Annotated in this window: 16 protein-coding genes, 1 rRNA gene and 1 pseudogene; 11 read left to right on the top strand and 7 right to left on the bottom strand. The window is 66.5% G+C overall.

Translation table 11 applies throughout. The annotated features are described in order from the left end of the window. Positions 1-3: 3 nt before the first annotated feature. Positions 4-118 (top strand): 5S ribosomal RNA (gene rrf, locus CEX87_RS25270). 138 nt (positions 119-256) lie between these two features. On the opposite strand, the gene CEX87_RS25265 is transcribed toward rrf, so the two are convergent. Continuing rightward, positions 257-760: a methylated-DNA--[protein]-cysteine S-methyltransferase gene (locus CEX87_RS25265; RefSeq protein ID WP_064397478.1), complete on the bottom strand. Its 504-nt coding sequence runs from the start codon at positions 758-760 to the stop codon at positions 257-259. 247 nt (positions 761-1,007) lie between these two features. On the opposite strand from CEX87_RS25265, the gene CEX87_RS25260 reads away from it, so the two are divergent. After that, the gene (locus CEX87_RS25260) at positions 1,008-1,574 is read left to right on the top strand and encodes a dihydrofolate reductase family protein (protein WP_064397363.1); all 567 of its coding nucleotides are present in this window, start codon (positions 1,008-1,010) and stop codon (positions 1,572-1,574) included. Positions 1,575-1,642: 68 nt separating this feature from the next. Here CEX87_RS25260 and CEX87_RS25255 read toward each other — a convergent pair whose 3' ends face one another. Continuing rightward, entirely contained in the window at positions 1,643-2,005 is a 363-nt protein-coding gene (locus CEX87_RS25255; protein ID WP_064417327.1) for a hypothetical protein, read from the bottom strand. Positions 2,006-2,096: 91 nt separating this feature from the next. Between CEX87_RS25255 and CEX87_RS25250 the strand changes: the two genes are divergently transcribed. Beyond that, entirely contained in the window at positions 2,097-2,801 is a 705-nt protein-coding gene (locus CEX87_RS25250; RefSeq protein ID WP_064417328.1) for a TetR/AcrR family transcriptional regulator, read from the top strand. On the opposite strand, the gene CEX87_RS25245 is transcribed toward CEX87_RS25250, so the two are convergent. Then, positions 2,798-4,291, bottom strand: coding sequence for a DNA-3-methyladenine glycosylase 2 family protein (locus CEX87_RS25245; RefSeq protein ID WP_064417450.1), 1,494 nt, complete (start codon positions 4,289-4,291; stop codon positions 2,798-2,800). The two genes, CEX87_RS25250 and CEX87_RS25245, sit on opposite strands and share 4 nt — an antisense overlap. Before the next feature lie 186 nt (positions 4,292-4,477). Between CEX87_RS25245 and CEX87_RS25240 the strand changes: the two genes are divergently transcribed. Further along, complete coding sequence (locus CEX87_RS25240) at positions 4,478-5,008, top strand: hypothetical protein (protein ID WP_064397358.1); 531 nt, start codon at positions 4,478-4,480, stop codon at positions 5,006-5,008. Between the two features lie 15 nt (positions 5,009-5,023). Here CEX87_RS25240 and CEX87_RS25235 read toward each other — a convergent pair whose 3' ends face one another. Next, positions 5,024-5,731, bottom strand: coding sequence for a TetR/AcrR family transcriptional regulator (locus CEX87_RS25235; RefSeq protein WP_066808110.1), 708 nt, complete (start codon positions 5,729-5,731; stop codon positions 5,024-5,026). Between the two features lie 82 nt (positions 5,732-5,813). Here CEX87_RS25235 and CEX87_RS25230 point away from each other — a divergent pair, with 82 nt between their 5' ends. Next, positions 5,814-7,265 carry a cytochrome P450 gene (locus tag CEX87_RS25230; protein ID WP_233151519.1) on the top strand — a complete coding sequence of 484 codons (1,452 nt, stop codon included), beginning with the start codon at positions 5,814-5,816 and terminating at the stop codon, positions 7,263-7,265. A 38-nt stretch (positions 7,266-7,303) separates the two neighbouring features. Here the strand turns inward: CEX87_RS25230 and CEX87_RS25225 are convergent, their stop codons facing one another. Further along, entirely contained in the window at positions 7,304-7,960 is a 657-nt protein-coding gene (locus CEX87_RS25225) for a TetR/AcrR family transcriptional regulator (RefSeq protein ID WP_233151518.1), read from the bottom strand. A gap of 64 nt (positions 7,961-8,024) precedes the next feature. On the opposite strand from CEX87_RS25225, the pseudogene CEX87_RS25220 reads away from it, so the two are divergent. Both CEX87_RS25220 and glsA read left to right on the top strand, forming a co-directional pair. After that, a pseudogene (locus CEX87_RS25220) lies at positions 8,025-9,454 on the top strand (carotenoid oxygenase family protein). 9 nt (positions 9,455-9,463) lie between these two features. Beyond that, a complete protein-coding gene (glsA, locus tag CEX87_RS25215; RefSeq protein WP_094289603.1) occupies positions 9,464-10,744 on the top strand; it encodes a glutaminase A in 1,281 nt (426 codons plus the stop codon). 1 nt (position 10,745) lies between these two features. Here glsA and CEX87_RS25210 read toward each other — a convergent pair whose 3' ends face one another. Further along, the gene (locus CEX87_RS25210; protein WP_094289601.1) at positions 10,746-12,347 is read right to left on the bottom strand and encodes an adenylate/guanylate cyclase domain-containing protein; all 1,602 of its coding nucleotides are present in this window, start codon (positions 12,345-12,347) and stop codon (positions 10,746-10,748) included. 45 nt (positions 12,348-12,392) lie between these two features. Between CEX87_RS25210 and nucS the strand changes: the two genes are divergently transcribed. After that, entirely contained in the window at positions 12,393-13,064 is a 672-nt protein-coding gene (gene nucS, locus CEX87_RS25205) for an endonuclease NucS (RefSeq protein WP_064405525.1), read from the top strand. Beyond that, positions 13,064-13,360 carry a hypothetical protein gene (locus tag CEX87_RS27780; protein ID WP_094289599.1) on the top strand — a complete coding sequence of 99 codons (297 nt, stop codon included), beginning with the start codon at positions 13,064-13,066 and terminating at the stop codon, positions 13,358-13,360. Before nucS ends, CEX87_RS27780 begins: the two co-directional genes overlap by 1 nt. A gap of 9 nt (positions 13,361-13,369) precedes the next feature. Here the strand turns inward: CEX87_RS27780 and mce are convergent, their stop codons facing one another. Continuing rightward, positions 13,370-13,843, bottom strand: coding sequence for a methylmalonyl-CoA epimerase (gene mce / locus CEX87_RS25195; protein ID WP_094289597.1), 474 nt, complete (start codon positions 13,841-13,843; stop codon positions 13,370-13,372). Between the two features lie 83 nt (positions 13,844-13,926). On the opposite strand from mce, the gene CEX87_RS25190 reads away from it, so the two are divergent. Both CEX87_RS25190 and CEX87_RS25185 read left to right on the top strand, forming a co-directional pair. Then, positions 13,927-15,126, top strand: coding sequence for an acetyl-CoA C-acetyltransferase (locus tag CEX87_RS25190; protein ID WP_094289595.1), 1,200 nt, complete (start codon positions 13,927-13,929; stop codon positions 15,124-15,126). 24 nt (positions 15,127-15,150) lie between these two features. Beyond that, entirely contained in the window at positions 15,151-15,534 is a 384-nt protein-coding gene (locus CEX87_RS25185; RefSeq protein WP_094289593.1) for a DUF3817 domain-containing protein, read from the top strand. Position 15,535 lies beyond the last annotated feature (1 nt).

The raw sequence follows: 15,535 nt of genomic DNA, 5'->3' as shown, positions 1-15,535 counted from the left end.
AGTTACGGCGGTCAATAGCGACAGGGAAACGCCCGGACCCATCCCGAACCCGGAAGCTAAGCCTGCCAGCGCCAATGATACTGCCCCACCCGGGCGGAAAAGTAGGACACCGCCGAACACAAATTAGCCCTGTGGCCCCCAATTCGATTGGGGGCCACAGGCATTTGTACGGCACGTACCTTCACCGGCGCCTGAATTCGCAGTGGCGCCCCGCGCTCTAACTGCCGTAATGAAAGTCGTGGCCGTGCCGGCCGATTCAGTCGAACAAGGTCAAGGCCGGCGAGACGCGACTCTTCTCCATATCGAGCAGCGCCCGCTTCCTATCGAGACCGCCCCCGTAGCCGGTGAGGCTGCCGTTGGCGCCGATCACCCGATGGCACGGCACGATGATGCCGATCGGGTTGTGTCCGTTGGCCAAACCAACCGCACGGAACGCACCGGCTGCTCCGATCTGGCGGGCGATCTCACCATACGAGCGTGTCTCACCATAGGGAATGGTCAGCAGTGCCGACCAGACCTTCCGTTGGAACGGCGTACCGACCATGTCGAGGTCCAAGTCGAATTCGGTGAGCTCACCGGCGAAGTAGGCCTCGAGCTGCTCGACCGCCTCCGGAAAGGCGTCATTGTCGGCTATCCAGCCTTCGCGACTGGGCTCATATGTCTGGTCGACCATCCGTAGGTGTCTCAGCCGCGTGTCCTTGCCCGCAAGGGTAAGCGGACCGACCGGGCTGTCGACAACGCGAAAGTGTATGGCTTCCATCGCCTCTCCTTTGGCGGCCACCGTCGGCCTGGCATACGACCGCCGATGCTGGCCACAGGTTCTCGCCGAAGCGGCCAGCCCCCTCGTGGTCAGCTCACCGCGCATCTCGTGCACCATCCCACGATGGCACGTGTCCACGGCTCAAGCTGGCGGAAATCCGACATCGTCGTCGCGAGCGCTCTCGGCGTCAGGACGACACGGTGTGGCATCGCGATGACTTCTGCCCCCCCGGTGCAGTCTGATCTTCGTGGGCAGACTCATCTATGGCTTCAACGTGTCGGTGGACGGGTACATCGCGGACGCACACGGCAGCATCGACTGGTCCGATCCGAGCGAAGAACTGCACCAGTACTGGAACGACTTCGAGCGGCAGACCGTCTTGTCGTTCTATGGGCGGCGGCTCTACGAACTGATGTCTGCGTACTGGCCGACCGCCGACGAGGCGCCGGACGCGACACCGTTGATCGTCGACTATGCCCAAATCTGGCGCGATATGCCCAAGGTCGTGTTCTCGCGCACCCTGGCGTCCGTCGACTGGAACTCCCGCCTGGAGCGCGGCGACCCCGTTGAGGTGGTGACAAAGGTGAAGGCCGAAACCGACGGCAATTTGGAGGTCGCCGGTGCGACGCTGGCCGCACCGATCGTGCAGGCCGGTCTGGTCGACGAGTATCGGCTCGTGCTGGCGCCCACCGCTGTGGGCGGCGGCACCCCGTTCTTCCCGACACTGCCGTCCTGGATCTCGTTGAAGCTGTTGGAGAACCGCACCTTCGAGTGCGGCACGGTTTTGCTGCGCTACGAAGCCAAGAACGACTGATCGGACACGGCCAAAGGCCTGCGGTCGCGCGATGAGCGAGCTGTCGGTATCTCAGCCGCCAGAGGCGGTCAGCACCGAACCGTGACGTAGACCGTGCTGTAGCGGATCCGCTCCTGAGAACCGGTGGTACCGACGGGATCACGCACCGTGACGTCGTGTCCTTCGGCCACGCTGCTCACGTTGCAGTGTGACAGCGGCGCTGTTCCCACGCGGTTGACGATCACCCTCTTACCCTGGCTCTCGAGGTTACGGATGGTGTCAATGGCAGTGCCGGGACCCGACGGCGCGGACTGCGCGACGCCGGCCAGGCCGACCGCCGAGAGCAGAACCGCCGCGGCCGCCACCGCGGAAAGCATCGACCGTCGTGCCAGTCGAGTCGCGGCGCCTTTGCCTTCGCTTCCGGTGTCTCGTCCGGTGTCGGTCGGTTCCATAGCCCGGCGCTCCGATCTGTTATCGATGGTATCGAATTAGTGATATCGCTGATGTTATCAGTAGAACTCCGAAAGTGCTATCGTCGATAACGTGCAGAAAACCGAACTCGGGCCGCGAGAGCGCATCCTTCGAGCGGCCGCCGACCTTCTGACGAGGGAGGGCCGCGATGCGGTCACGACGCGTAGCGTCAGTGCCGCCGCGGCGGTGCAGCCGCCCACGATTTATCGGCACTTCGGTGATATGCGGCAACTGATCGACGATGCCGCCAGCCTCGGCATGGTCGAGTACCTCACCGAGAAGCGAAGTCGACGCCTGACCGACGATCCGATCGAAGACCTGCGAGGCGGGTGGGATTCACATATCGACTTCGGCGTGCGTAATCCACACGTCTACGCGGTGCTGTATGGAGACCCGCGGCCCAACGCCAGACCCAAGGCAGTGGTCGAGGGTGACGCGATCCTGCGCTATCTGATGCAGCGCATCGCCGAAGCCGGCCGCCTTCGCGTCGATGTCGACCGTGCCGCGGCGATGATGCATTCGGCCTGTCGCGGTGTCGCGTTCACGCTGATCTCGCAACTACCCGAGGACCGTGACCCCGGGCTGTCGCATGCGACGCGAGAAGCAATACTGGCGGCCATCACGACCGAAGGCTTCGACGACCCGTTCGGCGACACCCGTATCGCCACCCGCGCAATCGCCCTGAAATCCGTGCTGGAGTCGGCTGATACGAAAACCCTCAGCCCCACCGAAGCCGCACTGCTGCGAGAGTGGCTCGACCGTCTCGCGCGGAGCTAGACCGAGCCGCTCGCTTTCGGAGGCCAGTCGTTGACCGCATGATCGAGGGTGGTCCACAGGTGCTGCGTCACGTAGGACCGCCACGGTCGCCACCGGGTGCTGTGCTCGGTGAGCGCCCGCGCATCGGCGGGCAGACCCAGGTTTTCGGCCGCCATCCGCACGCCAAGGTCGGTGACCGGGAACGCGTCGGGGTCTCCCAACCCCCGCATGGCGATGATCTCCGCCGTCCACGGGCCGATTCCGGGCAATGCCTGCAGCTGCCCACGCGCGCTGTTCCAATCGCAGCCGGCATCCAGCACCACGTCGCCGTCGGCCAATGCGCGGATCAGCGACGTCACGGACCGTTGTCTGGACTTCGGGAATGCCAAATGGGCGGGGTCGATCTCCGCGAGATGCTCGACGGTCGGAAAGACATGCGTCAGACCACCGTTCACATCGGTGATCGGTTGACCGTAAGCCGACGCGAGCCGGCCGGCATGCGTGCGCGCCGCCTTCACCGACACCTGTTGGCCGAGCACCGCTCGTAGGGCCAGTTCCTGCTCGTCGACGGTGCGTGGGATGCGCTGCCCGGGAGCCTTGGCGACCAAGGCATTCAGGTCGGCGTCGGCGCCGAGCGCGTCGACGACCGCCTCGGGGTCGGCATCGAGGTCGAGCAGCCGTCGGCAGCGGGCGATGGCCGTGGCGAGGTCGCGGAAGTCGTCGAGCGCGACGCGGCACTGTACATGGTCCGGCTGCGGTGTGAGACAGACGATCCCGTTCCCGTTGGGCAGGCGCATGGTGCGGCGATAGGCGCCGTCGCGCACCTCTTCGACGCCCGGCACCGCACTGGCTGCCAGGTGCCCGAACAACCCCTCATACGCGAACGGGGTGCGGACCGGCAGCCGTAGGGATATGGCGCCGGCACCGTCCTCGCTTCGGCCCATGCGCGTTCGCGCGCGATGGCGCAATGCGGTTGGAGGTAGGTCGTACACCGTTCGGACGGTGTCGTTGAACTGGCGGATACTGGAGAAGCCTGATGCGAATGCGACGTCGCTGAACGGCAATTCGGTGGTCTCGATAAGCACACGCGCCGTCTGCGAACGCTGCGCCCGCGCCAGCGCGAGCGGATTGGCGCCGACTTCCGCCTGCAGGAGCCGCTCGACCTGGCGGGTGGTGTAGCCGAGCTTGGCGGCCAGCCCGGGGACACCTTCGCGGTCGACGATGCCGTCGGCGATCAGCCGCATGGCTCGCGCAACCACGTCGCCACGGACATTCCATTCCGGTGAACCCGGCGAGGCGTCGGGTCGGCACCGCTTACAGGCGCGGAATCCGGCCTTCTGGGCAGCCGCAGCGGTCGGATAGAAACGCATATTGCGGGCGTATGGCGGCCGGACCGGACAGCTCGGTCGGCAGTAGATCCCGGTGGTCAGCACCGCGGTGACGAACCAACCGTCGAACCGGGCGTCCTTGGACTGGACGGCCCGGTAGCAGCGGTCGAAATCGTCGTACATGCCTCTCACCATTACACGCGGCCCCCGGCAGGACTGGCGGAAAACCGACATCGTCGTCGGAGGCTCATGAGTCGATGATCGAGACGGTTTGATCCAGCTAACGGGCCGGTTTCGGCGTGCTAACGATTCGAACCCGTTTGCCATTGTCAGGTGCGCTGATGCCGATGTCGTGGTGTCGTGGAAGCAATGTCGAATCGAGGGTGGGTTCTTGTCGGTGCCGTGGCCGCGTGCTCGGCCGCGGCTGCGTTCACCGTGCCCTCGGCCGTCGCCGCGCCGGCATCCGACACCCGCGGCTACGTCGACTCGACCGCGCGTTGTGCGGCGCCCTACTCGGCGGTGGTGTTCGGCAGCACCGCCACGTCGCGCGTGGCGATCTGCGAGACACCCAACGGCAGCTATGAATACCGCGGAGTGCGGTTGCGCGACGGCGCCAAACTGATCAAGACCGCCGAGAAATCGGGCAACACGTTCACGGTCGACAACGACGGAATCACCTACACCGTGTCCGAGGAATCATTGATCCTCGCGGCGGGGTCCCGCGTCATCCGCGACGAGGCGATGCTGGATTTCCACGAGGTCTCCGCGTCGAGTCCAGGGACGTCGCCGCCCGCATCGAACCCGGGGGCGTCGCCGCCCGCGGCGAGTTCGGCCCCCACGACATCGCAGAAGCCACTGCCACCACCGCTACCCGCGGAAGTGGGGCACGACGAGAGCTGAAGGGACCGCAGCCTCTCAGTCGGCGACGTCGGACACCCGGCTCGACGGGGCGGCTCCGGCTTCGTGATCATCTCCCAGGCGTCCTCGCGCGACTGCGGCGGCGCCGTCGCCGGTGATCAGCCACAGCGTGGTCAACTGAGAGATCAGCTCGTCGACGGTGATCGCCGCGGTGCCGTCGACGAAGGCCAGAACAGCATCGGCGGTGCCTCCGACCAGAAATGCCGGCGCGACCTTCGCCAGCGGGTCGCGGGCGAGTTCGACGCCGTGCACCACGCGCGCGTGCTCGATGAGCACGTCGGTCAGGCTGCGCATCACCGCAACGCGGTGCGTGCGCAGACCCGGGGTCGCTGCCACCCCGCCCAGCAGGACCCGCGCCCGGCGCGGATCGTCGACCAAGCTGTGCACTAGCGCCGTGACGCACGCAAACGCCTGCTGCTCAACGGGTTTCGTCTGCGTTTCAACAGCAGCGCCTACGGTTGCGTCGCGTACGGCGGCGGCGATGTCATCGATCACGGCACCGGCCACCGCATCGACCTCGGTGAAGCTCTCGTAGAAGTAGCGCTTGTTGAGGCCCGCGTCGGCGCACAGGCGCTCGACGGTCACCTCGCGCCACTCGTCGCGGCTCATCGCCTCCAGGGCAGCCTCGAGCAGTCGCGACCGGCGCTGCTGCTGACGTTGCGCGCCGGAGACACCCCCATAGCTGCGCGGTGACGACGAGGCCATGGTTCAGATCGTCGCACCGTTGACAACGCTTCGACAAAACTGGCACGGTTACGTACCAGATAGTTGTCGAAGGGATCGGCCGATGATCAACCTCATGGACGCGCCGGCCTCACTGCTCGATGCGCGACAACGGCTCCAGGGGCGGCTGCAGGAGGTCGGCGCGACAGTCAGTGACCGGTGGCCCAGTCGCGACAGCCCGTTGGCGCAACCGCCTGCCGGGTCCGGGCTCGCCCCGGTGATGGGCAATTACGGCATGCCGTTCCTCGGTCACGTCCTGCCAACCCTCGTCGATCCGCTGGAGTTCGCCCGCCGCCGGTACGCGAAGTACGGACCGGTGTCGTGGGCCGGCGGCGTGGGTTTCCGGGTCGTCATGCTGCTGGGACCCGAAGCGCTCGAGGCGGCGTGGGTCAACCGGGACAAGGCGCTGTCGAGCACCCGGGGATGGGCACCGGTGATCGGGCCCTTCTTCCATCGCGGCATCATGCTGCTGGATTTCGAGGGACACCGTGACCACCGGCGCATCATGCAGCGGGCGTTCACGCGCACCGCGCTCAACACGTATCTCACCGACACCGCCGACGGCATCGACCGCGCGCTGGCCACCTGGCAGCCGGCGACCCGATTCCCGATGTATCCGTCGATCAAGCAGATGCTGCTGCAACAGGCCGCCGAGGTGTTTGTCGGCACCGAAATCGGCGCGGAGTCCGACCAACTCATCCGCGACTTCCACGACACCGTGCACGGCGGGCAGGCCATCGTCCGCGCCGATGTGCCCGGCGGGACGTGGGCGCGAGGACTGCGGGCGCGAGAACGCCTCGAGCGCTACTTCGGCAGGCAGATCGCGGACCGCCGTCGCGGTGAGGGCGCCGATCTGTTCTCGATGCTGTGTCGCAGCGAATCCGACGACGGTCAACGTTTCACCGACGCCGACATCGTCAACCACATGATCTTCCTGTTGATGGCCGCTCACGACACCACGGCCATCGCCCTGGCCATGCTCGTCTACGAGCTGGGGCGAAACAACCGCTGGCAGAACATGCTTCGTGACGAGGCCGTCGCCCATCCGATCGATTCGCCCACCCTCGACGACCTGGAGCAGTTCGCCTTGCTGGACGCGGCCTTCAAGGAAGTGCTGCGCATGTATGCCCCGGCGGGATCCCTGTTCCGCCAGGCGATTCGCGACACCGAGATCTGCGGGCACTACGTACCGTGCAAGGCCCAGATCGCGATCAGCGTGCACGCCTCGATGCGGCTGGCCGACTGGTGGCCCGCGCCCGACACGTTCGACCCTTCCCGGTTCACCGACGCGACCAACCGCGCGGCGGTCAACCGATATGCGTTCGCGCCCTTCGGGGGCGGCGCCCACAAGTGCATCGGCCAGCAGTTCGCCGATATGACGGTCAAGACGGTGATGCACAAGCTGTTGCGCCGCTTCCGCTGGAGCGTGCCCGACGGTTACCGTGTGCCGCTCACGTGGGGGACCGGACCCACACCGGCCGACTCGCTGCCGATCGAGCTCGACACTCTCACTTGAGATTTCGGTCCTGCGCGGCAGCCTGTGGCGAATGATGGTTACGACCCGAAGAGGGTCGTCATGGCGGTCGTCAGCGAAGCCATCGTGCGGTCGCGCTCGTCACCCAGTCCGACCAGCGCGTCAACGGTCAACGGACCCAGGATCTGAGTCAGGCCGTGCCCCTCGTGCCCGAAGAACCCGGCGATCTCCAGCAACACCGCACCGTGGCTGATGCTCCACAGCCGCCCGGCGACGGCCGCCTCCCCGTCGTCGCGGATGCGCCCGGCCTCGATCATCCGGCGCACGCCGGTGAGCAGTGCATCGAACGACACCGCCCACTCGCTTCGGGCGCTGGCGCTGCCGGTGACCGTGAGGTCGGCGTGGTACCGGTTCAACGACTCGGCCGCGGTGCCGAACATCATCTGGTAGCGCTGGGGGTTCTGCAGCGCGAATTCGCGGTAGCGAGCGCCCATCACGAAGAAGTCCGCGACGGGGTCCTCGGTCGGTGTCACCTCGGTCAGGGCCCGCGTGAAGCGGGCGAACGACTCGCCGGCGATCGCGTCGATCAAACCCGACATGCCCCCGAAGTGGGTGTACACCGCCATGGTGGAGGTACCGGTTTCGGCGGCCAACTTGCGCGCGCTGAGGGCGGCCAGACCGTCGCGTTCGAGGATGCGGATGCCGGTCTCGACCAGGTGCTCCCGAGCGCCGCTCACCCTTGCCATCGTGCCATAACGGTGTTATACAAAGGACCTCATAACACTGTTATAGGGATGTCCGATGACGAACCGTTACCTCGAAGGCGCCTTCGCACCGATTCATGACGAGCACACGCTGACCGACCTCGAGGTCACCGGGACTATTCCTGAGCACCTCGACGGTCGCTATCTGCGCAACGGGCCGAATCCGATCGGGGAGCTCGATCCCGAGCTGTACCACTGGTTCATCGGAGACGGCATGGTGCACGGCATCCGGATCCGCGACGGCAGGGCGGAGTGGTACCGCAACCGGTGGGTCCGTGGCCCGCAGACTGCGCGGGCCCTGGGAGAGCGGCCGCCGAACGGACACTTCCCGATCTCGGGAATCGGCGCCAACACCAACGTCATCGGGCATGCCGGCAAGACGATCGCGCTGATCGAGTCCGGCGTGACGAACGTCGAACTCACCGACGAGCTCGACACCGTCGGCGCATGCGATTTCGACGGGACGCTGACCGGCGGTTACACCGCGCATCCGAAGCGTGACCCGGACACCGGTGAGCTGCACGCCGTCTCGTACAGCATGTACCGCGGCAACACGGTGCAGTACTCGGTAATCGACACCGGCGGACGCGCGCGACGCACGGTCGACGTAGAGGTCGCGGGAAGCCCGATGATGCACGACTTCTCGCTGACCGAGAATTACGTCGTGTTCTACGACCTGCCGGTGACCTTTGACGCCGGTATGGCAGTGGAGATGACGGTTCCGCGCGGTCTTCGGTTCGTCTCCCGGCTGGTGTTGTCGGCCCTCATCGGCCGGGTCCGCATCCCCGACCCGATCAGCGCGCGGCAACCGCGGGGCGAAACCACCGATCGCCGCTTCCCGTACTCGTGGAACCCGCGGTATCCGGCGCGCGTGGGCGTGATGCCACGCGAGGGCGGCAACGCCGATGTGCGCTGGTTCGACGTCGAACCCTGCTACGTGTTCCATCCGATGAACGCCTACGACGACGGCGACACCATCGTGCTCGACGTCGTGCGTCACCCGAAGATGTTCGACACCAGCTTGGCCCCGACGAGGGACCCCCAACGCTCGACCGCTGGACGGTCGATCTCGCCGACGGGAAGGTCCGCGAATCGCGCATCGACGATCGCGGTCAGGAGTTCCCCCGTGTCGACGAACGCCGCGTCGGTAGACGCCACCGCTACGGATATGCGCCGAGTATCCGCGGTGGTGAAGCCGCCGACGTCCTGCTCAAGCACGACTTCATCGGCGGTGCAACGCAGTCGCGGTCGTTCGGTGATGGAAAAGTGCTCGGGGAGTTCGTCTTCGAACCGTCCTCGCCGGAGGCAGCCGAGGACGACGGCGTGTTGATGGGCTACGTCTACGACCGCCGGACCGACCGCAGCGAGCTGGCGCTGCTCGATGCGCAGACACTGGAGGACGTCGCGACCATCCGGCTGCCGCACCGCGTGCCCGCGGGGTTCCACGGAAACTGGGTACCGGCCTAGGATTGCGCCATGGCCGAACTGGTGCAGCGGTTCCTGGACCAGATTCGGCAGCAGCACGCCGACAACGACGAAGGTGCACTGGCCGACTACATCCCCGAACTGAGATCGGTCGACCCCAACGGCTTCGGCCTGTCGTTGTCCATGGCCGACGGCCACGTCTACGAATCCGGCGACACGACAATCGAATTCACCATCCAGTCGATATCGAAGCCGTTCACCTACGCGCTCGCGCTCGAGCGCATCGGCATGGAAGCCGTCGACGCCAAGATCGGCGTCGAACCCTCCGGCGAGGCGTTCAACCAGATCAGCGTCGACGAAACCACCAAGACACCGAAGAACCCGATGATCAACGCCGGTGCGATCGCCGCGGCCTCGCTGATACCCGGCGCCACCGCCGAGGAGCGGTTCAACCAGATTCACGAGTTCTACTCGGCGTTCGCGGGCCGCGAACTCGCAATCGACCACGACGTCTACGGCTCGGAGCAGGCGACCGGTAGCCGCAACCGCGCGATCGCCTACATGCTGCAGAGTTTCGGCGTACTCGACGGCGATCCCGACGAGACTCTCGACGTCTACTTCCGGCAGTGCTCGATCAAGGTGACCACCACCGATCTGGCGAGAATGGCCGCGACGCTCGCCCGCGGGGGCGTCGAGCCGCTGGCGGGACGGCGCGTGGCCAGTGCGGCGGTCGTGCAGCGCACGCTGAGCGTGATGGTCACGTGCGGGATGTACGACGCGGCGGGGGATTGGGCGAGTGCGGTCGGTATGCCCGCCAAGAGCGGTGTCGGCGGCGGGATCGCGGCGGTGCTGCCCGGCCAGCTCGGAATCGGCGTCTACTCACCGCTGTTGGACGCCAAGGGCAACAGCGTGCGTGGGACCGAGGTGTGCCGAAGCCTGTCGGCCGATCTCGGTCTGCACTTCCTCGCGCACACCCGCGAGTCGCGGTCGACGATCCGCAACACGTACGACGTCAGACCGGGTGTGCGGGTATTCGAACTGCACGGCGACCTGCTGTTCGCCGGCGCCGAGCAGGTGCTGCGCAGGGTGTACTCCGAGCGCGAAGCATTCGACGTCGCGATCCTCGAGTTGTCCCGCGTCGACGACGTCGACGACGCGGCGCGCCGCATGTTCGCGGGCATGCGCGAATCGCTCGTGGCCGCGGGCAAGGAGGGCTACGTGGTCGATCCCGACCGGTTGCTGACCGCGAGCCATACCAAAGGCTTCGACGCCAGGGTGTACGGCACGCTCGAGGACGCGCTGAGCGTCACTGCGAAACCTGCGCACCGGTGACTCAGGCGGGTAGGGCCAAAGTCGTCGGCTCGTCGTGGCCCCGCAACGTCACCTCGTCGCCCAAACGCCAGTGGGCGCGCTCGGTTTCGCTCGCGCCGGACACCGCATCGGAGCTGGCCAGTACGTGGCCGGGAGTTTCCTTGGCCAGTTCACACAGCCGTGCGGCCTCGTTGACGGGCTCGCCGATGACGGTGTACTCGAAACGTTCTCGGGCGCCGACGTTGCCCGCCACCGCTTCGCCGGCGGCGACCCCGATGCCGGCATCGAACTCGGGCACCTCTTCGTGTATGCGCCGCGCGATCGCACGTGCGGCGGCCAGCGCCGAATCCTCCGGGTTCTCCAGACGCACCGGAGCCCCGAACACCGCGAGCGCACCGTCACCCTCGAACTTGTTGACGAAGCCGTGGTGGCGATCCACTTCCTCGACGACGACCGCAAAGAACCGGTTGAGAAGGCCGACGACCTCGGTCGCGCGCTTGGACGTGACCAGCTTCGTCGACCCGATGATGTCGACGAAAATGACCGCGACATGACGCTCCTCGCCGCCGAGCTTGGGCCGTTGCTTCTCGGCCTCGGCGGCGACCTCCCGGCCGACGTGGCGCCCGAAGATGTCGCGCAGGCGTTCACGTTCCTTGAGCCCGTGCACCATCTTGTTGAACCCCCGCTGTAGCTCTCCGAGTTCGGTGCCGTCGAAAACGACGAGACTGCAGTCCAGATCGCCCTCCTCGACGTGCTTGAGAGCCGAGCGCACAACTCGGACCGGGGTGGCGATGAGCCACGACAGCAGCCACATCAGGGTCAGCCCGAAGGCGAGGGCGATCACCGCGATGATCATCACGGCTACCGCGAACTGGGTAGCGGTGAGGTTCCGCAGCGCCAGTGTGAACACCGCGAGCAGAAGGATGCCGAGCACCGGCACCCCGGAAGTAAGCAGCCAGACCGTCATGGTGCGGCCCATGACGCCGTGCGCCAATCGTCGCGGGGGGCGACCGGCCTCGAGCGCCTGAGCGGCGATCGGGCGCAGAGCGAACTCGGTGACCATGTAGCAGGCGGTCGCCACCACGATGCCGGGAAAGCCCACCGCGAGCAGGAACCGGGGAATGAACGCGGAATCCTGCATCCCGTACAGCACGGTCAGCAGCACCGTGCCGATGCCCCACAACAGCAGGAGCTTCTTGGCCACTCGCCACGGAGCGAGGAACACATTGCGCTGGTCTTCTCGGGTGGGTGGCCGCTCCTCGATGGCCCACCGCAGCGAGCCGACGGTGCGTGAAGTGATCCACGTCGTGCCGAAGATCAGTGCGACAACCATGTAGGCAGGCACGACGCCCCAGGTCAGCCATGCGGGCGCGTCGGTGAAGACACTGGGCACCGGGATGGCGACCCCGTTGAGCAGCAGCGAGACCGCGATGCCGAGGATGTTGATGAACAGGATGAAGAACGTCAGGATCAGCTGGATACGGACGCGTCGGCGCCCCTGACTTTCCTCCGGCCTGCCGAGTAACCACGACCCGTATTCCGGGGTGCCCAACCGTCCACTCTGGCGGGTCACCGTCTCCAGGACGCGACCCAGCCGATGTGCGACGCTCCTGTTGGCGGTCATCGTCCCCTCAGCCTAAATTGCCGGGCGGCCACTTAAGGTGGTCGGGTGCGTCTCGTGATCGCCCAGTGCACTGTCGACTACGTCGGACGCCTGACCGCTCACCTGCCTTCGGCGCGGCGGCTGCTGCTGATCAAGGCGGATGGTTCGGTGAGCGTGCACGCCGACGACCGTGCCTACAAACCGCTGAACTGGATGACCCCGCCGTGTCGCCTCACCGAGGACACCTCCGGCCCGACGCCCGTCTGGGTGGTCGAGAACAAGGCCGGTGAGCAGCTGCGGATCACGGTCGAAGACATCGAGCACGACTCGAGCCACGAGCTCGGCGTGGATCCCGGCTTGGTCAAGGACGGCGTAGAAGCACATCTGCAGGAGCTGCTGGCCGAGCATGTCGAGTTGCTGGGCGCGGGTTACACGCTGGTGCGGCGCGAGTACATGACCGCGATCGGCCCGGTCGACCTGCTGTGCCGCGACGCGAACGGCGGTTCGGTCGCGGTCGAGATCAAGCGCCGCGGCGAGATCGACGGGGTTGAGCAGCTCACCCGTTATCTCGAACTGCTCAACCGCGACAGCCTGTTGGCCCCGGTCGCGGGCGTCTTCGCCGCGCAGCAGATCAAGCCGCAGGCCCGCACGCTGGCCACCGACCGCGGCATCCGCTGTGTCACGTTGGATTACGACAAGATGCGCGGTATGGACAGCGACGAGTTCCGGTTGTTCTGATGGCCCGCAGGCGGTCTCGTCGGCGTTCCGAGCGGCCACCACCGCCGCTGCCTGCGTCCCGACGCGTCGAGACGGGGCCCGACGGCCACGAGTACGAGGTTCGTCCGATCGCCGCCGCGCGTGCCACCAAGACGTACCGGTGTCCCGGATGTGATCACGAAATCCGGCCCGGGACAGCACATGTCGTGGTACTTCCGGCCGATATGGGGGAGCGGGCGGTCGACGACCGTCGGCACTGGCACACGCCGTGCTGGACGCACCGCGCGACGCGCGGCCCAACCCGCAGGTGGTCCTAGTGGTCGCCGTTAGTGCTTGTCGGAAGCGGGCTCGACGAGCTCGACGAGAACGCCGCCGGCGTCCTTGGGATGAATGAAGTTGATCCGCGAGCTCGCGGTGCCGCGGCGCGGGGCGTCGTAGAGCAGTCGCACGCCGTCGGCGCGGAGACGCTCGCTGAGCGCGTCGATGTCGCTGACGCGATAGGCCAGTTGCTGAAGACCGGGGCCCCGCTTGTCGATGAACTTGGCGATGGTCGAGGTCTCGTCCAGCGGCGCCATCAGCTGAATCTGCGCGCTGCCGACCGGGGCGCCACGCACCGAGAGCATCGCCTCGCGCACGCCCTGGTCCTCGTTGATCTCCTCGTGAAGAACGATCATGCCGAGATGATCGTGGTACCACTTGATCGCGGCGTCGAGGTCCGGAACGGCGATCCCCACGTGATCGATCGCCGTCACCAGTGCGCTGGCGAGCGCTGGACGTGCGTCTACGTGTTCGGTGGTCATAACGTAACGGTAACCTTGAGACAGATGTTTGTGGAATGTGTCATGGAACACAGATCGCTATACCCACTTTTTGGAGGTAGTAAATGACCACGTCGGTGATCGTTTCCGGGGCGCGCACACCGGTCGGCAAGCTGATGGGCTCGCTGAAGGACTTCTCTGGCAGCGACCTCGGCGCGATCGCGATCAAGGCGGCGCTCGAGAAGGGCAAGGTCGACGCGGCCGCCGTCGAGTACGTGATCATGGGCCAGGTCCTCACCGCGGGCGCCGGGCAGATGCCGGCCCGGCAGGCCGCCGTCGGGGCGGGTATCGGCTGGGACGTTCCCTCGCTGACCATCAACAAGATGTGCCTGTCGGGTATCGACTCGATCGCGCTGGCCGACCAGCTGATCCGCGCCGGGGAGTTCGACGTCGTCGTCGCCGGCGGCCAGGAATCGATGACCCGGGCGCCGCACCTGCTGATGAACAGCCGGTCGGGCTACAAGTACGGCGACGTCACCGTGCTCGACCACATGGCCTACGACGGTTTGCACGACGTGTTCACCGATCAGCCGATGGGCGCGCTCACCGAGCAGCGCAACGAGGTCGACCAGTTCACCCGCGCCGAACAAGACGAGTTCGCCGCCCGGTCCCACCAGAAGGCCGCAGCCGCTTGGAAAGACGGTGTCTACGCCGACGAGGTGGTGCCGGTGCAGATCCCGCAGCGCAAGGGCGACCCGCTGGAGTTCGCCGAGGACGAAGGCATCCGCGCCAACACCACCGTCGAGTCGCTGGCCGGTCTGAAGCCGGCATTTCGCAAGGACGGGACCATCACCGCCGGGTCGGCCTCGCAGATCTCCGACGGTGCCTGCGCCGTCGTCGTGATGAACAAGGCCAAGGCCGAGGAACTGGGGCTGTCGTGGTTATGTGAGATCGGTGCGCACGGCGTCGTCGCAGGCCCGGACTCCACGCTGCAGTCGCAGCCGGCCAACGCCATCAAGAAGGCGGTTGAGCGCGAGGGCATCTCGGTCGACCAGCTCGACGTCATCGAGATCAACGAGGCGTTCTCCGCGGTCGCGCTGGCCTCGACGAAGGAGCTCGGAGTCGATCCCGACAAGGTCAACGTCAACGGCGGCGCGATCGCCATCGGACATCCGATCGGGATGTCGGGCGCCCGTATCACGTTGCATGCGGCGCTCGAGCTGGCCCGGCGCGGTTCGGGCTATGCGGTGGCGGCGCTGTGCGGGGCGGGCGGTCAGGGTGATGCGCTGATCCTCCGCGCGCTGAGCGCCTACGACGTCGTGTAGTAATCGACACGTGTTTCGGGCACAATGGCGGCCATGACCCGCCTGCTGAACCAGCGCACCGTCGCGAGATGGTTTCGATTCGTCGCCTTGCTCGAGGCGGTGAGCTGGGTCGGCCTGCTGATCGGCATGTACTTCAAGTACCTCGGCACCCCGCGCACCGAGATCGGCGTCAAGGTGTTCGGCCCCGCCCACGGAGCCGTCTTCGTGGCATTCGTCGCGCTCGGGCTGCTCGCGGCCGTGATGTTCAAATGGGCGACCGGTACGTGGTTGCTGGGGATCGTCGCGAGCATCGTGCCGCTCGCCAGTGTGGTCTTCCTCATGTGGGTGGAGCGCACCGGCCGGCTGGGAGCGGAGTCCGTCGTCGCGCCGATCGCGCAACCGGGGCAGCCGGTCGGTGAATCGACGTGAC

The organism is Mycobacterium lehmannii, from assembly GCF_002245535.1.
Taxonomy (GTDB): Bacteria; Actinomycetota; Actinomycetes; order Mycobacteriales; family Mycobacteriaceae; genus Mycobacterium; species Mycobacterium lehmannii.
Note: the sequence above shows the minus strand (reverse complement) of the source record. Positions and strands in the feature narration are given on the sequence as shown.

Coding starts and splice junctions, on each gene's coding strand:
- CEX87_RS25255 (WP_064417327.1), bottom strand. CDS start 2,005: ATGGAACCGACCGACACCGGACGAGACACCGGAAGCGAAGGCAAAGGC.
- CEX87_RS27780 (WP_094289599.1), top strand. CDS start 13,064: ATGGCCCGCAGGCGGTCTCGTCGGCGTTCCGAGCGGCCACCACCGCCG.
- CEX87_RS25190 (WP_094289595.1), top strand. CDS start 13,927: ATGACCACGTCGGTGATCGTTTCCGGGGCGCGCACACCGGTCGGCAAG.
- CEX87_RS25245 (WP_064417450.1), bottom strand. CDS start 4,291: ATGTACGACGATTTCGACCGCTGCTACCGGGCCGTCCAGTCCAAGGAC.
- CEX87_RS25230 (WP_233151519.1), top strand. CDS start 5,814: ATGATCAACCTCATGGACGCGCCGGCCTCACTGCTCGATGCGCGACAA.
- glsA (WP_094289603.1), top strand. CDS start 9,464: ATGGCCGAACTGGTGCAGCGGTTCCTGGACCAGATTCGGCAGCAGCAC.
- CEX87_RS25210 (WP_094289601.1), bottom strand. CDS start 12,347: ATGACCGCCAACAGGAGCGTCGCACATCGGCTGGGTCGCGTCCTGGAG.
- mce (WP_094289597.1), bottom strand. CDS start 13,843: ATGACCACCGAACACGTAGACGCACGTCCAGCGCTCGCCAGCGCACTG.
- CEX87_RS25265 (WP_064397478.1), bottom strand. CDS start 760: ATGGAAGCCATACACTTTCGCGTTGTCGACAGCCCGGTCGGTCCGCTT.
- CEX87_RS25185 (WP_094289593.1), top strand. CDS start 15,151: ATGGCGGCCATGACCCGCCTGCTGAACCAGCGCACCGTCGCGAGATGG.
- CEX87_RS25235 (WP_066808110.1), bottom strand. CDS start 5,731: ATGGCCTCGTCGTCACCGCGCAGCTATGGGGGTGTCTCCGGCGCGCAA.
- CEX87_RS25240 (WP_064397358.1), top strand. CDS start 4,478: ATGTCGAATCGAGGGTGGGTTCTTGTCGGTGCCGTGGCCGCGTGCTCG.